The organism is Microbacterium sp. RURRCA19A (assembly GCF_900156455.1).
Lineage (GTDB): Bacteria > Actinomycetota > Actinomycetes > Actinomycetales > Microbacteriaceae > Microbacterium.
The window spans coordinates 78,698-97,690 of the sequence record NZ_FTNQ01000001.1 but is presented as its reverse complement, the minus strand read 5'-3'; the positions used below and the strand labels follow the sequence as shown (position 1 = coordinate 97,690).

11 protein-coding genes are annotated in these 18,993 nt (G+C 71.3%); 5 read left to right on the top strand and 6 right to left on the bottom strand.

Annotation, left to right across the window (positions count from 1 at the left end):
- Position 1 precedes the first annotated feature (1 nt).
- The 3 genes from BW982_RS00420 to BW982_RS00410 are packed head-to-tail and all read left to right on the top strand — an operon-like array spanning position 2 to position 1,553.
- Positions 2–361 carry a lycopene cyclase domain-containing protein gene (locus tag BW982_RS00420; protein WP_076490152.1) on the top strand — a complete coding sequence of 120 codons (360 nt, stop codon included), beginning with the start codon at positions 2–4 and terminating at the stop codon, positions 359–361.
- Positions 358–666 (top strand): lycopene cyclase domain-containing protein, encoded by a 309-nt coding sequence (locus BW982_RS00415; RefSeq protein ID WP_076490151.1) that lies wholly within the window; start codon positions 358–360, stop codon positions 664–666. The genes BW982_RS00420 and BW982_RS00415 overlap by 4 nt, the downstream gene beginning before the upstream one ends.
- Positions 663–1,553 (top strand): prenyltransferase, encoded by an 891-nt coding sequence (locus tag BW982_RS00410; protein WP_175610999.1) that lies wholly within the window; start codon positions 663–665, stop codon positions 1,551–1,553. Before BW982_RS00415 ends, BW982_RS00410 begins: the two co-directional genes overlap by 4 nt.
- Before the next feature lie 205 nt (positions 1,554–1,758).
- On the opposite strand, the gene BW982_RS00405 is transcribed toward BW982_RS00410, so the two are convergent.
- Together BW982_RS00405 and BW982_RS00400 are read right to left on the bottom strand one after the other, a co-directional pair.
- The gene (locus BW982_RS00405) at positions 1,759–4,695 is read right to left on the bottom strand and encodes a UPF0182 family membrane protein (RefSeq protein ID WP_076490150.1); all 2,937 of its coding nucleotides are present in this window, start codon (positions 4,693–4,695) and stop codon (positions 1,759–1,761) included.
- 43 nt (positions 4,696–4,738) lie between these two features.
- A complete protein-coding gene (locus tag BW982_RS00400; protein WP_076491694.1) occupies positions 4,739–5,878 on the bottom strand; it encodes a YlbL family protein in 1,140 nt (379 codons plus the stop codon).
- Positions 5,879–6,003: 125 nt separating this feature from the next.
- On the opposite strand from BW982_RS00400, the gene BW982_RS00395 reads away from it, so the two are divergent.
- The gene (locus tag BW982_RS00395) at positions 6,004–7,416 is read left to right on the top strand and encodes a zinc-dependent metalloprotease (protein WP_076490149.1); all 1,413 of its coding nucleotides are present in this window, start codon (positions 6,004–6,006) and stop codon (positions 7,414–7,416) included.
- A 740-nt stretch (positions 7,417–8,156) separates the two neighbouring features.
- On the opposite strand, the gene BW982_RS00390 is transcribed toward BW982_RS00395, so the two are convergent.
- Together BW982_RS00390 and nudC are read right to left on the bottom strand one after the other, a co-directional pair.
- Positions 8,157–9,929 (bottom strand): ATP-dependent helicase, encoded by a 1,773-nt coding sequence (locus BW982_RS00390; protein WP_076490148.1) that lies wholly within the window; start codon positions 9,927–9,929, stop codon positions 8,157–8,159.
- Positions 9,926–10,837 carry an NAD(+) diphosphatase gene (nudC, locus tag BW982_RS00385; RefSeq protein ID WP_076490147.1) on the bottom strand — a complete coding sequence of 304 codons (912 nt, stop codon included), beginning with the start codon at positions 10,835–10,837 and terminating at the stop codon, positions 9,926–9,928. Before nudC ends, BW982_RS00390 begins: the two co-directional genes overlap by 4 nt.
- A gap of 64 nt (positions 10,838–10,901) precedes the next feature.
- Between nudC and BW982_RS00380 the strand changes: the two genes are divergently transcribed.
- On the top strand, positions 10,902–12,296 hold the full coding sequence (locus tag BW982_RS00380; RefSeq protein WP_076490146.1) for a phosphotransferase: 1,395 nt from the start codon (positions 10,902–10,904) through the stop codon (positions 12,294–12,296).
- Between the two features lie 57 nt (positions 12,297–12,353).
- Here the strand turns inward: BW982_RS00380 and BW982_RS00375 are convergent, their stop codons facing one another.
- Entirely contained in the window at positions 12,354–15,677 is a 3,324-nt protein-coding gene (locus tag BW982_RS00375) for an ATP-dependent DNA helicase (RefSeq protein WP_254845501.1), read from the bottom strand.
- Positions 15,638–18,853, bottom strand: a complete 3,216-nt coding sequence (locus tag BW982_RS00370; RefSeq protein WP_083696463.1) for an ATP-dependent helicase — start codon at positions 18,851–18,853, stop codon at positions 15,638–15,640. Before BW982_RS00370 ends, BW982_RS00375 begins: the two co-directional genes overlap by 40 nt.
- Positions 18,854–18,993: the final 140 nt, after the last annotated feature.

Here is an 18,993-nt window from a genome sequence, read left to right as displayed (position 1 = left end):
GATGCCCGGGCTCTACCTGGGCGCGATCCTGTTCTCGCTGGCCGGCATGATCGCCGTGGACCTGAAGTTCGGTCTCGCACTGCGACGTGCACCCGGCCGCACGGCACTGGCGGTCGGGCTCGGCACGGTGTTCTTCCTCGCGTGGGATGCCGTCGGCATCCTGTCCGGCGTGTTCGTGAAGGGCCACAGCCCCCTCTTCGTCGGCATCGATCTCGCCCCGCACCTCCCGCTCGAAGAGGTGTTCTTCCTGCTCTTCCTCAGCTACCTCGCGGTGGTGCTCTGGACGGTGTTCGAACGCCGGCAGGCACGACGGGATGCCGGGCGGCGGGCGCGCAGCGGGGTCGAGGAGACCCCGTCGTGACGTATCCGCTGATCCTGATCCCCTTCGTCGTCGTCACCGCTGTGGTGACACTGCTGAGTGCGCGTCGTCCCGACTTCGCGCGCCGCATGCGCGCGTCCGGCTGGACGGCGCTCGCGCTCGCGGCGCTGACCGCCGTCTTCGACAACCTCATGATCGCCGTCGGGCTGTTCTCCTATCCCCCGGAGCACCTCAGCGGGCTGCGGATCGGGCTCGCCCCCCTCGAGGATTTCGCGTACCCCGTCTGCGCGGCGTTCCTCGTTCCGGCGCTCTTCACGCTCGCCCCCGCTCGGAGGGAAACCGCATGACCACGCCCGCACTGACGCCGGGACGCGTCCTCCGAGAGCTGTTCGTCTCGTCGCGACCCGTGAGCTGGATCAACACCGCGTTCCCGTTCGCGGCCGCGTACGTGCTCACCACCCGCCAGGTGGATGCCACTCTCGTCGTCGGCATCCTGTTCTTCCTCGTGCCCTACAACCTCGCGATGTACGGGGTCAACGACGTCTTCGACTACGAATCCGATCTCCGCAACCCCCGCAAGGGCGGCACGCACGGCGCGGTGCTCGCCAAACGCATGCACCCCATCACCCTGTGGGCCTCGGCGCTGTCGTGCCTGCCGTTCGTGGTGTTCCTCGTCATCGTCGGGTCGCCGCTGTCCTGGCTCATCCTGGCGCTGAGCCTGTTCTTCGTGGTGTTCTACTCCGCTCCCCCGCTGCGACTGAAAGAACGCCCGTTCGCGGACTCGATGACCAGCAGCATCCACTTCTTCTCCCCCGCCGTGTACGGTCTGGTCCTCGCCGGCGCGACGTGGACGTGGCAGCTCGTGGCCGTGATCGTGGCCTTCGCGCTGTGGGGCATCGCCTCGCACGCCTTCGGCGCCGTGCAGGACGTCGAGGCCGACCGCGCCGCCGACATCTCGTCGATCGCGACCGCCCGCGGAGCGAGATGGACCGTGCGCTTCGCGCTCGCGGCGTACGCGCTCGCCGGAGTGGTGATGCTGCTCACCGCTTGGCCCGGCCCGCTCGCGGCGCTGCTCGTGATCCCCTACCTCGTCGTGTGCTGGCCGTACCGCAACGTCACGGATGCCACATCGGACACCGCCACGGCGGGCTGGAACCGCTTCCTCTGGCTGAACCAGATCGCGGGCTTCGGCACGACACTGCTGCTCATCTGGTGGTGGTTTCTGAGCGCCTGAGCCGACGGCGGTTCAGGCCGGCATCCCGAGTGTCCCCGACACACGGGATGCCGTTCCTCCTCGTCCGCGTGTCCCGGACACCGAACGGGATGGATGCCGCTCACACGGCGTTCCTTCGCGCCGGGTGCGGGCAGCGCGGGTCCGCCCGGAGCAGGACGCGAGAGGCCGGCTCCCCGAAGGGAACCGGCCTCTCACGCGCGCGGGATCAGCCGCCGGGCGTCGGGCTCGGCGTCGGCGTCGCGGTACCGCTCTGCGCCTGATCCTCGAGCTCGATGAGACGCTGCACCGCCGCGTTGAGACGGGCGTCCTGCGTGGCGAACTCGGCGAGGTTGCCCGCGGTCAGGGCGGCCTGCTTCGCCTGCAGAGCCGCCTGCGCCTCGGCCAACGCCGCCGCGTAGTCGCCCGCCGGAGCCGTCGGGGTCGTCGAGGTTCCGTCCCCGCCCGTGCCCGTCTGGTCGGTCGGCGTGACGGACTCGTCGCCCGTGGCCGCACCGGAATCACCGCCGAACAGCGAGTCGAGCGCTTCGCTCAGGGTGTTCTCGAACGCGATCTTGTTGCCGAACGCGACCAGCACACGACGCAGCTGCGGCAGCTGCGTGCCGCCGGAGGACTGGACGAACACGGGCTGCACGTAGAGCAGACCGCCACCGACGGGGAGCGTCAGCAGGTTGCCGTTGAGCACCTGCGACTGGCCCTGCTTCAGGATGTTGATCTGCGACGACACCGTCGTGTCCGAGTCGAAGGTGTTCTGCACCTGACCGGGGCCGGGTACCGGCGTCTCCGCGTCGATCACGAGCATGCGCAATCGACCGTAGTCGGAACGTTTCGCGCCCTTCTCGTTGCCGGCATCCGAATCGACCGCGAGATATCCGGTCAGGACGTTGCGCGCCTGTCCCTGCGATGCCGGGATGAAGCTCGTGAACATCGAGTACGACGGAGCGTCCTGACTCGGCATCTTCATCGTCAGGTAGTACGGCGGCTGCAGCTCGTTGGCGTTCTGCGGGTCGTTCGGCGTCGTCCACCGGTTGTCCTGCTGAAAGAAGGACCGGGCGTCGTCGACGTGGTAGACGCCCAGCATCGAGCGCTGGACCTTCAGGAGGTCGGTCGGGTACCGCACGTGACTCATCAGGTCGGCCGACATCTCGCTCCACGGCTGGAGGCTCGTGGGGTAGATCTTCTGCCACGCCTGCAGGATGGGGTCCTGGTCGTCCCATGCGTACAGCGTCACCTTGCCGTCGTACGCGTCGACCGTGGCCTTGACCGAGTTGCGGATGTAGTTGATGTTGTCGAGCGAGTACGTCGGCGACGGGGTGTTCGAGTCGGCGATGGCGCGGGACAGCGACACGCTCGACGAGTACGGGTAGTTCGCGCTCGTGGTGTAGCCGTCGATGACCCACTTGATACGACCGTCGACCACCGTCGGGTACGGGTCGCTGTCGAGCGTCAGGTACGGCGCGACCTTCTGGACGCGCTCCTTCGGGTTGCGGTCGTAGAGGATCTGGGAGTCCTGGTTGACGTAGTCCGAGAAGAGGATCTGCTCCGACTGGAACTTCAGCGCGTAGATCAGGCGGTTGAAGACGTTGCCGACGCTCGGGCCGCCGTCTCCACGGAACGTCGTGCGGGTCTCCGTGCCACCGTCGGCGCCGATCGGGTAGTCGAGCTCGATGTCCTCGCCACCCTCGGGTCCGCCCACGATCGAGTACGGCGGCGACTGCTCGCCGAAGTACACGCGCGGTTCGTAGTTGAGGTCGGTGAGGAAGCCGGTCCCGGGGATGGCCTGTTCGAGGAACACCGGGTCGCCATCGTCCGTGCGCTCGTTGCCCGCCGCTGCGACCATGCCGTAGCCGTGCGTGTAGACGAGCGTGGTGTTCTGCCACGACGCGGCGTCGCCGAGCTGCCCGATGTTCAACTCGCGCAGCGACACGACGGCATCCTGCGTCTGACCGTTGATCGTGTAGCGGTCGACGTCGAGCGGGTTGTTGAACTGGTAGTAGGCGCGGTACTGCTGCAGCTGGCGGACCGTCGGGCCGATGATCGCCGGGTCCATGATGCGCAGCTGGGCCGTGGACGAGGCGTCGTTGCGCAGCTGGCCGGCCTCGGCCGTCGTCGCGGCGGCGAAGTTCTCCTTCTCGATGCCGTCGATGCCGTAGGCGGCCTTCGTGCTGTCGATGTTGCGCTGGTAGTACTGGCTCTCGAGCGCGAGCTGGTTCGGGCGCACCTGGAACGTCGTGACCGCCCACGGGATGGCGGCGCCGACGACGATCGCCGAGACCACGAGCAGCGCGGTCGCGATGAGGGGATACCGCCAGCGTCCGATCACCGCGGTCACGAAGAACGCGAGCGCGACGATGACGGCCGCGATCGCGAGGATCGTCTGCCCGGGGATGACGGCGTTCACGCCCACGTACCCCGGACCGGTGATGCGGTCCTCCTGGTTGACGAGCGTCGTGTAGCGGTCCAGCCACAGGCTGCCGCCCTGCAGGAGCAGGTACAGACCCGCGAGGACCGCGAGCTGGATGCGCGCGGCCTTGGAGATGCGCAGCTCACGCTGGCCCACGCGGACCGAGCCGTACAGGTAGGACACCACGGCGGTGAGCAGGAGGCACACGAGCACGACGGCCGACGCGAAGCCGAGGACCGTGGTGTAGAAGGGCAGCCCGAACAGGTAGAAGCCGGTGTCCAGACCGAACTGCGGGTCGGTGGTCGAGGTGGCCACGCCGTTGAACCAGAGCCAGGTCGTCTCCCACTGGGCGGAGGCGGCGAAGCCCGCGAAGAACCCGAAGAAGATGGGGATGCCCCACATCGCGAGGCGGCGGAGCGGCTCCACGACCTCCTGGTAGCGATCGAGCTGCGAGCTCAGACGCGCGTAGACGGGACGAAGGCGGTAAGCGAGCTGGATGACGCCCCACACCGGGATCGCCATGGCGAGGAAGCCGATGACGAACATCACCGTCCGCGCGATCCACTGGGTGGTGAGCACCTCGGTGAAACCGAGCTGTGCGAACCACAACCAGTCGGAGTAGAGGTTGGCGAAGACGAAGAACGCCACGACCAGGGCGGCGATGACCGCCAGCGAGATCGAGATGATCCGTCGTGAACGGTTCGGGGGCGTGGCCTGGTTCGGCGCTGAGGTCGTGGTCACGCGTCCATCCTAGGCGGCCGCCTCTGAGGGTGAGCCGTGGATACTACGATCCCGAGGCGGGTGTCCCGTCGCACGTCGGCAGGGCGTCGAGGTCGCCCCCGTCGCGGATGGTCTTGAGAGCCGTGAGGGAGTCCTGCAGCGTCGACACGGAGAACACCCGGATGCCGTCGGGCACATGTCCCACCACTTCGTTGCAGTTCGACTGCGGGGCCAGGAACCAGGTGGCGCCGGCGTCGCGGGCGCCGTAGAGCTTCTGGCGGATGCCTCCGATGCCGCCCACGTTCCCGTCGGCGTCGATGGTGCCGGTACCGGCGATGTGCTGGCCTCCGGTCAGATCGCCCGTCGTCATCTTGTCGATGATGCCGAGGGCGAACATCATGCCCGCGCTCGGTCCGCCGACGTTGTTGATCTGGATCTTCACATCCACGGGGAGGTCGAAGCTGAGGGTCAAGCCGACGCCGAGGAGCCACTGCTGCTGGCCGTCGACGTCGGTGCGTCGCGGGGTGACCGACACCGAGCTCTGCGCCCCGTCGCGCTCGATACCGAGCTCCACCGGGGCACCTCCCCCGGCCTGCACGGCCGATCGGATGTCCGCCACGCTCGCCACGGGTGCACCGTCGAGGGCGGTGATGACATCACCGAGCTGAAGCACACCCGCCGACGCCCCCGAGTCGTCGATGGTGCCCACGACCACGTCCTGCGGCACCGTGTACCCGAGCTGGCGGAGGGCGGCGGCCGAGGCCTCCAGCTGCGAGTCGCTCATCAGCGCGGCGTTCTCGGTGTTGCGCTGCTCGGTCGACTGGCCCGACGGGAAGATGCGGTCCAACGGCACGACGGCGCGCGAGGGGTCGAACCACGCCTGCGCGAGCTCGATCCAGCTCGGGGTGCGCTCGCGATTGCCGTTGATCTGGACCGTGAGCAGGTCGAGCTGCCCCGCCGAGGGCGTGTCCTTCTCGTCGGGCACCGTGATCAAGGGCACCTCGTTGCCGTCCGCGTCCGGCGACGTCCCCAGCGTGTTCAGGACGGGCCCCGGCTGCTGGATCACGTACGGCGACGGCAGGAACGACAGCACGAGCAGCACGAGCGTGGCCACGACCAGCGACCACGCACCGAACACCGTCGATCGGCTCCAGCGCCGCCGAGGGGCGGGCACGACGGCGACGTTCTCGTCGAACAGGGTCACGGGTCCCACCTTTGCCGGATCGTTCGCGCGCGGCGTAAGCGGCGAGGGGCCGAGCCGAGGGAAGCGAGGAATCGTGCGACTAGCGTAGATGCCGTTCCCCTTGACCCGGCTGAAAGGCGGCTGAAGTGGCAGACGACGACCGGAACCCCGAAGAGGAGTTCCAGGAGCTCCTGCGGCGCCTGATGTCGGGCGACACCTCCGGCCTGGATGCCGCGGAGCTCTCGCGTCTGTCCGGGATGCAGATCGACCCGGCCATGATGCAGGCGGTCATGAACCAGTTGCAGGGCGCGTTCTCCCAGACACAGGACGGCATCGACTGGAGCCTGGCCGAGCGTCAGGCGCTGCACATCGCGAACCAGGACGGTCTCGGCGTGACCGCGGGCGAGCGCACCGACCTCGATCACGCGTTCTCGCTCGCCGCCCTCTGGCTCGGCGAGGCGACCACGATCGGCGACCTCCCCCGCCCGCCGAAGGCCGTGACCCGCGGCGCGTGGGTCTCCGCCACACTGCCGGTCTGGCAGGAACTGGCCGAGCCGGTGGCCACCAGCATCGCCGACGCACTCACCGACGCGCTCGGGCAGCAGGCGCCCGACGACATGCAGGATCTGATCGCCGGAGCGGGCCGCCTCATGCGCACCGTGGGCGGCTCCCTGTTCGCGACCCAGCTCGGTCACGTCGTCGGACGCCTCTCCACCGAAGTCGTCGGCGGTGGAGACGTCGGCATCCCGGTCATGCCCGACGGAGACGCGGCGATCCTGCCGCAGAACTTCGCCGATTTCGGGCGCGACCTCGAGATCCCCGACGACCAGCTGGCGCTGTACCTCGCGACGCGCGAGCTGGCGCACGCCCGTCTGTTCCGCCACGCCCGCTGGCTGCGCCTGCACGTCATCTCACAGGTGCGGGAGTTCGCCCACGGCATCCGGGTCGACACCGACGCTCTGGAGGAACTGGCGTCGCGGTTCGACCCGTCACAGCCTGAGGAGCTGCGCAGCGCCCTGGAGAGCGGCGCGCTCCTCCCCCAGCGGTCCGAGGAGCAGACGGCTGCACTCACGCGGCTCGAGAACCTGCTCGCGACCATCGAGGGCTGGGTCGACGTGGTCACGGAGGACGCGACCTCGCGGCTCCCCTCGGCGGTCCGGATCGCAGAGGCCGTGCGCCGTCGCCGTGCCGTCGGAGGCCCCGCCGAGCAGGCGTTGGGTTCGCTCGTCGGTCTCGAGCTGCGACCGCGTCGCATGCGCGAAGCCGCGGCGATGTGGCGCGCGGTCACCGACGCCGTGGGCGTGGCGGGGCGCGATGCGCTGTGGGACTACCCCGACCTCATGCCGACCGCTGACGACATCGACGACCCGGCGGGTCTCGTGGCACGACTGACCGCCGCGTCGCGCGGTGAGGCCGCGCCGTCGGACGCCATGGACGATGCGCTCGCGCAGCTCATCGCCGAGGAGACGGCGGCCGCGTCCGGCGAGGACGAGAACGAGGCCCCGGGTCGCGGCGAGGGCGACGACGACGCGACGCCCGACGACCAGCGCCCGGTCTGATCCCTCCTCCCCAGGGCCCCCGCGTCACGGTGGCCCTGGGGACAACCGTTCCGGCACCCCGGGACCGCGTCATCATCGGGGCATGATCCGACTCGATCCCTCCGCTCCCCCGCTCTGGCGCCACGACGGCACCGTGCAGTTCGGCTTCCCCGCACGGGCGCAGCTCCCGCGCCGTGATCGGTGGACGGATGCCGCCCTGACCGCGCTCGAGGCCGGGACGACGCGCTCGGCGCTCCGCGCGCTGGTGCGTCTGCACGGCGGGCGTGATCGCGACGCCGACGATCTCGTGTCGCATCTCTCCTCGGCGCTGGTCCATCGGCGCCGGACGGCGCCGCTCATCGTCCAGGTGGCCGACGATCTGCCCGCCGCGGCGGTGCGCGCGATCCTGGCCGCCCTCCCGGCCCGCACGCCGCGCATCGACTGGGCGGGTCCCGCCACGCATCGTGTGCCCGCGGGCTCCCGGGTGCTGCTGCTGGCCGCCCACCGGGTGGATCCGCGGCGGGCGGTCGACCTCCTGCGCCACGACATCGTGCACCTGCCGCTGGTCCTCGACGGCTCCTCCGCGACCATCGGCCCCGTGATCGCGCCGGGAACGACGGCGTGTCTGAGCTGCCTGGACGCCACGCTCCGCGACGAGGACCCCGCGTGGCCCCTCATCGCCGCGCAGCTGCTCGCGCGTCCCAGACCCGACGTCGACGTCGCGCTCGCCGCCGAGGCGGGCCGGGCGGCGCGACACGTGCTCAGCGGTCCGATCGGCCCCGTGTCGCGGTCCCTGCACCTGCGCGTCGACTCGCTCCAGCGGGCCTGGCGAACGCATCGGCCGAGCGCAGACTGCCGCTGCCGATCTCTCGGAGGAATCGCGACGGCGACCGCTCCGATCGCCCTCGCCCGCGCGACCAGCTCACCGACAACGTTCGCGCGGCTCGCGTGACACCGACGTACGCGAGCCGCCGCTCCTCGTCCACAGCCTCGAAGGTCTGGGCATACGAGATCGGGAGAAGCCCTTCGCTCACCCCGACGAGGTGGACGTGATCCCACTCCAGACCCTTGGCCGCGTGGAGAGTCGCGAGCGTGACCGTCCGAGTGGCCGGCTCGTGCTGATCCTTGGCGCGTGCCTGAAGATCGTCGGTGAACGCGCGCAGATCCGTTCCCTCCGGGGCCTCTTCCGCCAGTCGCAGAAGCGCCGCACGCGCCTCCCACGCATCGCGGAGCGCTCCGCCCGCGGCGGGCGGCTCGTCGGTGAGGCCGACGCTGCGCAGCACATCGCGCACGGTGGCGAGGAACCCCGTGTCCAGCGGCGCGACCGACGCGGCGCGCAACGCCATCAGCGCTTGACGCACCTCGGGCAGATCGAAGAACTTCCGACCGCCGAGCACCGTCGCGGCCAGCGACTGCTTCGCCAGGGCACTCAGCAGGACCGCCGACTGCGCGTGCGACCGGTACAGCACCGCGATGTCGCGCGGGTCGGTTCCCCCACGGACGGCCGCAGCGATGGCCGCGGCGACGCCTTCGGCCTCCGCTTCCTCGTCGTCGAACGCACGCACCGTCGGCACCGGCGCCTCGTGCGACCCGGGAGAATCCTGCGGCGCGGCGGCGACGAGTTCGAGAGCACCCGGCCGACCCCGCATGAGGTCGTTCGCGACGGCGAGCACGGCTGCCGTGGAGCGGTAGTTGCGCTCGAGACGTACGACCCGCGCATCCTCGTGCGTGCGGTCGAACTCGAGGAGGTAGCGCGCATCGGCGCCGGTGAACGAGTAGATCGTCTGACTGGCGTCCCCGACCACGCAGAGGTCGCGCCGATCGCCGAGCCAGAGCTCGAGCAGGCGGTTCTGCAGGGGCGACACATCCTGGTACTCGTCCACCGTGAAGTGGCGGTACTGCTCCCGCACGGCCGCCGCGACCCGTGGCTCGGCCTCGATCATGCCCGCGCACGTCAGCAGGACGTCCTCGAAGTCCATCTGCCGACGCTCGTCCTTGAGCTTCTCGTACGCGCGCTGCAGAGCGACGACCTGATCGACGGTGAGCCGTCCGACGCCGCTCGGCCGCTCGGCCGCATACTGCTCGATCGAGCGCATCGTGACCTTCCGCCACTCGATCTCGCCCGCGACGTCGCGCAGGGTCGCGGTGTCGGGAGCGAGTCCGACGCCGTCGGCGGCGTGGGCGAGCATCCGGACCTTGTTGTCGATGATGGTCGGGGCCTGGTCGCCGGCGAGCGTCGGCCAGAAGAAGTTCACCTGCGCCAACGCGGCCGCGTGGAACGTGCGCGCCGACACTCCCGTGACTCCGAGCGCGCGCAGACGCCCGCGCATCTCACCCGCCGCCTTGGCCGTGAACGTGACCGCCATCACTCGCTGCGGGGAGTAGGCCCCGGAGTCGACGCCGTGCGCGATACGCCGCGTGATGACCCGCGTCTTGCCCGTGCCGGCACCGGCCAGGACGCAGACCGGCCCCCGCAGCGCCCGCGCCGCCTCGAGCTGGTGCTCGTCGAGCCCGCTCAGGGGATCGACGCTCATTCGATCCCCCGGTACCACTCGTCGATCAGCCGATGGGCGATGGATGCCGCTCCGGGCAGCTGCACGGCCGTCTCACCGCGCAACGCGGCGCCGATCTCCGCCCGATCGAACCACCGCACCTCGACGATCTCCTCCCCGTCGGGGCGGGCCTCGTCGTCGCGGACGGCGCGTGCCCGGAACCCGAGCATGAGGGAGCGGGGGTACGGCCACACCTGCGAACCGCGATACCGGATCGCCTCGAGGCGGACTCCGGATTCCTCCCACACCTCGCGCGACACGGTGGTCTCCAGCGACTCTCCGGCCTCGGCGAACCCGGCGAAGCACGAATACCTGCTGCCGCCCCATGCCGCGTTGGCGCCGAGGAGCACCCGGTCGGGATCGTCGGCGGACGACACGAGCACGATGACCGCCGGGTCGGTGCGCGGGAAGTGCTCGCGGCCACAGTGGGGGCAGTGCCGCGACCATCCGGCCTGGCGCAGGATCGTGCGCGTGCCGCAGGCCGGGCAGAAGGCCGCATCGCGCAGCCAGCCTGAGAGGGCGACGGCCGTCCCGAGGATCTCCGCTTCGTCGGCGGGCAGGTCCCCTCCGACCGAGCGGAGCGGCGCCCACCGGGCACCGGCGGCCGCGACCGCGGCCGGTTCCTCCTCGACGACCGCCAGCAGCAGCGCGGCGCCGTCGGCCGACCGCCCGAGGAACGCCCACTCGAGCACGGAGGGGAGATCCGCCACTCCCAGAAGCAGGAGGCGCTCGTCGGCGACGGGGGCCGCATCGCCGAGAACGGCCAGGACTCGCGTGTCGGATGCCGCCCGGATCGTGCCGATGAGGTCGTCGGCATCGCGCTCCGCCCCGGCACGGTCGAGTGCTCCACCGGGCCAAGGACCGGGAACCGCGGGAACGTGCAGCGGCATCGAACACCTCTCTCAAGGGCGTGGCGAGGGGGGATCGGGCGAGCGACCGACCTACCCTGGGGGCATGGCACGCTCGCCCCTCACTCTAGCCGCGTCCGCGACGGCGGCCCTGCCCGGTATCGGCGTGACGGGCGTCGCTTCGCTCACCGAGAACTCGGCCGGGCGTTTCGATTCGGCGCTCCTCTCGCTCGCCGACGGACGCAGCGTCGTCGCGCGGATGCCGTCGAGCGCGGAGACGGCCGCCGACCTCGCCGCCGAGTCCCGCGCCTTGCACGCCCTGACGTCGGGAGTCCGTGCGCTCCTTCCCTTCGCCGCGCCCGAGGTCATCGGTGAGAACGGCTCCGGTGAGAACCGCGTCCTGGTCGTGGACGTCGTCGATGGCTACCGCATCGATCCGGGCGAACTGCCGAAGGGCCCGGGCTACGCGCCCGCCATCGGCGGCGCGCTCGCGGCCGTCCACGCCCTTCCCGTCTCCGTCGTCCGCACCGACGGGCTGCCGGTCCGTGCGCCCGAGCAGGTCCGCGACGACGTCGAGCGACTCCTCGACCGCGCCGACGCGACCGGCAGAGTGCCCGATGGCCTGATGATGCGGTGGCGGCGCGCCCTGCACGAATCCGATCTGTGGCGGTTCGAATCCGCCGTCGTCCTCGGCGGCGCCACCAGCGCCTCGATCCTCCTCGTCGACGACGCTGACGGGGTACCGCGGGTCAGCGGCATCCTCGACTGGTCGGGACTCAGTGTCGGCGACCCCGCCGTGGACCTCCGCTGGCTCGCCTCCGCTCCCACGGCGATCGACGATGTGTACGACGGATACGCGGCCTCGGGTGAGCGCTCCCCCGATCCGCTCCTGCGCGAGCGGGCCCGCCTCTACGCCGAACTGGAGTTCGCGAAGTGGCTCGTGCACGGGCACGACGCCGGTGAGTCCGAGGTCGTCGCCGACGCCGTCGCCCTGCTCGAGGCGCTCGCCGACGGGGTGCGCGGCGATCACATCGTCGCGTCGAGCCGGTCGGACATCGACGAGGCGCTCGCCCTGGTCGAGAAGGTCCCCCCGACGGCCGCCTCCGCCGTGGACACGTCGATGCAGACCGACGCCTACGACCCCGAGGCCCTCTCGCTGTATCTTTCGGCCGAACGCGACCGGGAGGCGGCTGCCGCCGCGCTCGCGGATGCCCGCGCGCGCGAAGCGCGCGGCATCGAGACGGAGTTCGGCGTGAGCGACGCCTCGGAGGAACCGGGCCCGACCGCGCCGATCGACCTGGAGGGGTGGACGCCGGCCGCGTCGCCGGGGACCACCACCGGACCGTCGACCCCTCCCGACGACGACGTGCTCGCAGCGCCGTCGACGGGCGAGCAGGCGGATGACACCAACCTGCACGACGCCGTCGACGACGAAGAGGATGCCGCGCGCGCCAGCCGCGCCGCACTCCGCCGATGGGGCGTCGACCGCAACGAGGCCTGAGCGCGACCGTCGGTCGCTTCGGTGCGCCGCGCGACCTCTGCCTCGGCGCGCAGCCCCTCAGCCGCGCAGCACCATCTCGTCGCCGACGTAGAAGAGCGTGACGTCGATCCGGTCGAACGGGACACCGTGCTTGGCGTGGTACGCCTCGCGGTACAGCTCGAGCTGCAGCATGCGCGAGCGGCGTTCGGCCTCGGTCGCCGGCGGTCGACCGGTCTTCCAGTCGACGATCTCGTAGCGGTCCCCTCGGCGGTAGACGGCATCCAGCTTGCAGATGACGACGTGCGGACGTCCGTCGAGCCGCGTCGTCACGAAGTCGATCTCCGTCTCGACCTCGAGCGGCTGCAGCCCCGCCCACTCCGATCTCTCGAAGATCTCCCTCAGCCGCTGCAGCTCCTCCGTGTCGGCTGCCGACGCCCCCTCGTCATCGTCGTCCCAGAGGCCGGTGTCATCGAGTCCCGCACCGGCGCCGACGAGGCCGGATCGTTTCTCGACCCACGCGTGGAACAGAGTTCCCAGCCGGGTCTGGCGGTACGGCCGCTCCGGCAAGGGTCGACGCAGCTCCTCCACAGCAGCGCCGTAGTCTGCGACGAAATCCTTGAACTTCGACGCCGGGATGCGCGTGGGGGCAGGCGCATGCGTCGGACGCAGACGGTCGGCTCTCTCGGCGAGAAGGAGTTCGAGGTCGGGGTCAGGATCGGACGGAGGGCGCGCACGGGCGGCGTTCACGTCATCGACGGCGGCGGTCACCGCGGTTCTGCGTGCACCGAGCGGGTCGAGGGGCCAGTGCAGCAGCCGCCGCTCACCGTCGTAGGGGTCATCACCCGGGTCGCCGACGGCAAGACTCAGGCCGAGCGCGTCGGTCGCCTCCTCGAGGAACACGCTCGGTGTGCGCGGGCGCTTCGTGCCCGACCAGCTCGATCCGGACAGGAGAAGGTGGTCACGGGCGCGGGTGAACGCGACGTACGCGAGACGGCGATCCTCGTCGAGCTGCCGCGCCCGGTTCGCCTCGACGAACGCCTCGATGGCCGCCTTCAGGTCCTGCTGGGTCTCCGCGCCCCGCCACCCCAGGGCGGGCAGCCAGGCGGAATCGCCGCGGAACTCCGACGGAAGGATGCCGAACCCCAACCAGCCCTTGGTGTCTCGGGCGAGCGAGGGGAGCTCGTCGGTGACGAGGCGCACGACCGCGACGGCATCCCACTCCAAGCCCTTCGATCCGTGGATCGTGAGCAGCTGGACGACGTCGTCCTCGGGCGGCTCGGTGCGCGGCGCGAACTCATCCGCCTGCTCGGCGTGGTCGAGCCAGGCGAGCAGGCTCGTCACCGATCCGGACTCGTCCGCGGCGAGGAAGCCGCGGATCTCGTCGACGAACGCGCGGAGCTGTGCCGAGGCGATCCGCGCCGGTCCGCGGGACTCGTTCGCCGCCAGCTCGATGTCGAGCCGCAACTCCGTCTCGATGAGGCGGATGAGCTCGGGAATGGGCGCGCCGATGGTGCGGCGGAGGCCCGCGAAAACCGCGCCGGCCTCCCGGAGACGTGCGCGCCCCTCTTCGGTGAAGTCGGCGAGCCACCCGTGACCGTCGGTCTGTCGCGCGACGAAGTCGAGTGCATCGACGAGGGAGGCGCGGTCGGCCCCCGGGGTCGAGCGCAGGCGCTCCACCACCTCCGGCGCGAGCGGCTGCAGCGAGACGTCGTGGGTCGCCAGTCGGCGTGCGAGCTGGGCCAGGGCGCGAAGGTCGGCGAGACCGATCGACCAGCGTGGGCCCGACAGCAGCCGGATGAGCGCCGACCCCGCCTCGGGGTCGCTGATGACACGCAGCGCGGAGACGACGTCGACGACCTCGGGGGTGGTCAACAGTCCCCCGAGCCCGAGGATGCGGTGCGGGATGCCCCGCCGTCCGAGGGCGTCGCCGAAGCGGACCATGTGCTTCTTGCTGCGGAACAGCACGGCACCGGTCGTCGTGCGATCCTGTGCGGCGCGCGCCGCGCGCACTCCGGCGAACCATGCGGCGACACGGTCGGCCTCACTGTCGAGGTCACGCTCGAAGATCGCTTCCACCAGACCGTCGGGGGCACCCGGGCGGGAGAGGAGCTCCTCGACGGCGACGGGCGACCGGCTCGCGAGCGGCGCGAGAACGGCGTTCGCCGCCGTCAGCACGCGCGCACTGTTCCGCCAGCTCGTGCGCAGCGAGAAAGTCCGGCATCCCCCGCTCGGCGCGAACGCGGCCGGGAACCCGCCGAGGTTTCCGGCGCTCGCGCCGCGCCACGCGTAGATGGCTTGATGGGGATCGCCGACCGCCATGACCCCCGTCCCGCCGAACAGGGTCGAGAGCAGATCGGTCTGCACGACCGACGTGTCCTGATACTCATCGAGCAGGATGACGCGGAACCGCGACCGCAGTTCCTCGACGACCGGGGGGTGCTCGCGCACGATCCGCAGGGCGCCGGCGACCTGGTCGGCGAAGTCCATGACGCCCAGCCGCGCCTTCTCCCGGTCGTACGCCGAGGCCAGTTCCGCCAGCAGCCCCAGAGCCGAGACCCGGGATGCCGCATCCGCGACGTCTTTGTACACGCCGACGCGGGAGGAGGTGGACGGCCGCTCCACGATGCGACCGAACTCGGACGGGAACGCGGCGAGCCGCTCGAGATCGACGAGGTTGTCCACGCTGTCCCGGGCGATGCGGAGAGCCGCGTCGATCAGCGTGCGCGGGGACTCCTGCCGCTCCTCCAGCCGCGGGTCGTCCGAGGTGAAGACGACCCGGCGCATGAGGAGCCACGCCGCGGATTCCGACAGCACGGCCGCCTCGGAATCGCGGCCGATGCGGAGGCCGTGCTCGCGCACGATCGAGTCGGCGAAGCTGTTGTAGGTGGACACCGTCGGGCGGTGCAGCAGCTGGTCGTCGTCGCCCGTGGCTTCTTCGTCGACACCGCATTCCCGGGCGAGGTCGTCGAGCACCCGCCGCCGCTCCGCGTCGCCGCGAGCGCCATCGACCGTGGCCAGCTCGGCGAATATCGCGAGGCGCCCCTCGGCGTGCAGGGCGGCCAGTCGCGGCAGCAATCCCCGCGCCTCGAACTCGGACAGCCGGTGGAGTCGCCGGTGGATGCGCTCGGCGAGTTCTCCGGCGGCCTTGCGGGTAAAGGTGAGTCCCAGCACCTCATCGCGGCGGACGAGCCCGTTGGCCACGAGCCAGACCACGCGTCCCGCCATGGTCTCGGTCTTGCCGCTTCCCGCACCCGCGACCACGAGCGCCGGCGCGAGCGGCGCCTCGATCACCGCCGTCTGTTCGGCGGTCGGCGGGAACTGGCCGAGAGCGGCCGCGATCGTCGCAGCGGACAACAGCGCGGTCACGAAGCGCTCACCGCCGACACCGTGTGGATCCGACACAGACCGAACGAGAACTCGTCGCGGCAGTGCACCTCGTAGGGGGCGGCGAAGCGGTGGCCGCGCATGACTCCGACCGCGTGCTGCACGCGCTCGACGAAGTGAGCGCGGGCATCGTCGTCGAACGGTGGCTGATGCGGCTCGGCGTAGTCCTTCGTCGCGGCGGTCGGACGCAGCACGAGCAGCTTCGCCCCACCGGCCGGCATCCCGGCCACCTGCTCGATGGCGCCGGACGAGAACGCGAGCTGGTAGGCCGCCAGCTGCGGGTTGTCGGCGACTTTCGCGTCGGTCTGGGGTTCGCTCTTCCCCGTCTTGAGGTCGACGATCACGACCTCGCCACGGGGCGTGATCTCCACCCGGTCGATGTCGCCGCTGAGGACCGCTCCGTGCTCCCCCGCATCGGCGATCGGGATCGCGACCTCGAAGTGACGCTCGGCGCCGACGAGCCGGCCGCCCGCATCATCGAACCGACGCAGATAGAGCGCGAGCCGTCGGATGAGCTCGCGAGCCCGTACGCGTTCCGCCCGCTCGCGCCAGGCGGCGTCGAAGACGAGTTCGCCCCACCGCTGTTCGACCACGTCCCACAGGGCCTGTTCCGAACCGTCCGTCGCGGTCTCGAGGGCTGCGTGGATGATCGTGCCGACGCCCGCGGTCGTCCCGCTGCGGTCGCCGCCGAGGTCGCCGATGACCCAATCCAGCTCGCACTGTTCGAGGGCATGCAGACGTGACGGCGAGACGCGGACGTCTTCACGTTCGAGGTCGCGCAGCGGCGCCGTGGAGCTCGGGGCGGCCACCCCGTACCACTGCTCGGGTGCGGCGCCCGCGACGTCGGCGGCCGCCAGCAACGCGAGCTGTGCCGCCGCGTGGCTCCGTTCCCGGATCGGCGAGCGAGGCGACGTCAGCGTCCGGCGGTGACGCGCCACCAGACCTCGGAGGGAGAGCGGGTGCTCGGGCACGGATGCCGCGGGCTCCGGTGTCGGCAGCATCTCGAAGAGCACGCTCGGCCCGGTGTCGTCGTCGTCGACCGCCGTCACGATGAGGCGCGTATGCGCGCGCGACAGCGCGCGAACGAACAGACGCAACTCGTCGTGCATCGCCGACCGACGGCGGTCGAGCATCCCCGGGGCGGGAAGATCGGGGAAGTGCACCGCGTCGGCGAGGCGCCAGGTCTCGAGAAGCCCCCCGCGCAGCCGTGTGTTCGGCCACACCCCCTCTTGGACACCGGCGATGACGACCGTGTCGAAGGCGGTGCCCGCGGCTGCCGCCGGCGTGAGCACGCGCACGGTGTCGATGACCGCGGGCTGCTCGATCCGGTCTTCGGCGACGTCGCTGTCGAGGACCGACCGCAGGAAGACGGCCGCCTCACCGTCGGGTTCTCGTTCAGTGAAACGCTTCGCGGCCTGGAACAGCGCCACGATCGCATCGAGGTCGCGGTCGGCCTGCTCGGCGAGCGGTCCGTGCCCGCGCGAGGCCTCACGCCATGGACGGGAGAGACCGCTGCGCTCCCACGCCGTCCACAGCAGCTCGTGCGCGGTGGCGCGCTGCGCGGCCTGGGCCCGCAACGCCGCGAGCGTCTCGCCCACTCGGATCGCGCGACGGGCCTCGCGGGTATCGATCGTGGCGAACTCGAGCGGATACCGAAGACCCGACGTGAGCAGTTCGGCCGCGGAGCGCGTCCCCCCGGCGGCGAGCTCCTCCTGACGCAGCGCAGCACGGAGACGCCGGAGCTCGATCGGGTCGAGGCCGCCGTAGGTGCCGAGGAGCGCGTCGAGGACGGCATCCGGGGTCCAGCTCTCGGGGTCGCGCACGCCGAGTTCGACCAGCGCGACGAGGTCGCGCACGGTGCGCTGGGCACCGAGCGCCAGACCGGGCCCGCTCGCGCGCGCCGGCACTTCGCGCGCGCCGAGCTCGGCCTCGAGGGCGGCGACCTGACGAGAGTCGTGGGCGATGACCGCGCAGGAACTCCACGGCACGCCGTCGAGGACGTGCCGTTCGCGCAGCAGGCGGGCGATCGCGTCCGCTTCCTCGGCGGGAGAGCGCAACAGGTAGGTGCGAACCGACCCCTCCGCGGCGGCGCCGGACGGCGCGCGACGGTGGGCGACCACCCCGGCCGCGCCGATGCGCGCCGCGACACTGCGCACGAGGTCGATCTGCTCGGCGGTTCCGCGATGGGGCTCGCCCAGGGCCGTGAGGGTTCCGAGCTCGGCCGCGAGCCGCGCGAAGTTCTCGGGCGTCGCGCCGCGGAACGCCCCCGATCCCACGTCGGGATCACCGAACGCGACGACGCCCATCCCCCGCGCTCGGCAGGCCCGCAGGAGGTCGACGGCGCCGGAGGTGAGTTCCTGCGCGTCGTCGACGAGGATGCAGCGGATCGAGCCGAAGCGGCCGAGGAGTTCACGGTCGATCGCCGCAGCGTCGAGGACGGCGACGGCCTCCCGGGCCAGATCGGCGGCGTCACGATGAGCCCCGCGCATCTGGGCGCGCACCGCGCGGTATTCTGCCGCGAACGAGCCGACCGCCGCCCACACCGGGATGGCGTGCCGCGCCGCCAGGTCGGACAGATCGTCCGGCGCAATCCCGAGGTCGGTGCATTCGGCCAGGAACGCGCGCAGGTCACCACGGAAGCCCCGGGTTCCGCGGATCGCCGGCCCGAGCCACTCGGGCCACCGCGAACGGCCTTCGGCCTCGTCGAGGGCGTCGCCCTCGAGGAGCTCGCGGATGATCTGGTCTTCGTCGCCGCCGGTCAGCAGCTGCGGCGGTTCGGCCCCGCGCCGGACCTCGGCGCCTCGGACGAGCTGGAACGCGAAGGAGGCCACGGAGCGCGCGAGCGCCCCCGCCGTCGCCCGCCCGACCGCGAGGGCGAGACGATCACGCAAAGCCGTCGCCGCAGGACGTGTCGGCGTCAGCACGAGGACGTGATCGGGATCGACGCCGTGGGCGACGAGGGCACGCACCCGGGCGAGCAGGGTCGACGTCTTCCCCGAGCCCGGAGCGCCGACGACCGCGCCGCCGGCCTCGGGCGCCCAGTCGACGACGACGCGCTGTTCGGGATCGAGTTCCGCCTCGTCGAGCGGCCGTGCGGACCACCGGTGATCGGGCACCTGCAGGATGACACCCGCGCCGACCGTCGGTGCTTCCCGACCCTTTCGGGCGAGAGTGGCGGCATCCGGATCCTGCATGTGATCCACGCTAGCCGCGGCCTCCGACACCGACCCCGCGACCCGCCCCGTTCGCCGTCCGCGAAGCCGGGCCGCGGGCGGGGAACGCCCCTCCGCACGTGTCGTAGAGTCGGATCATCGCGCCGGGTGGACCGAGTTTC

Excerpts from the sequence above, each read along its gene's own strand:
- BW982_RS00420 (WP_076490152.1), top strand. The coding sequence starts at position 2 with ATGCCCGGGCTCTACCTGGGCGCGATCCTGTTCTCGCTGGCCGGCATG.
- BW982_RS00410 (WP_175610999.1), top strand. The coding sequence starts at position 663 with ATGACCACGCCCGCACTGACGCCGGGACGCGTCCTCCGAGAGCTGTTC.
- BW982_RS00390 (WP_076490148.1), bottom strand. The coding sequence starts at position 9,929 with ATGAGCGTCGATCCCCTGAGCGGGCTCGACGAGCACCAGCTCGAGGCG.
- nudC (WP_076490147.1), bottom strand. The coding sequence starts at position 10,837 with ATGCCGCTGCACGTTCCCGCGGTTCCCGGTCCTTGGCCCGGTGGAGCA.
- BW982_RS00380 (WP_076490146.1), top strand. The coding sequence starts at position 10,902 with ATGGCACGCTCGCCCCTCACTCTAGCCGCGTCCGCGACGGCGGCCCTG.
- BW982_RS00370 (WP_083696463.1), bottom strand. The coding sequence starts at position 18,853 with ATGCAGGATCCGGATGCCGCCACTCTCGCCCGAAAGGGTCGGGAAGCA.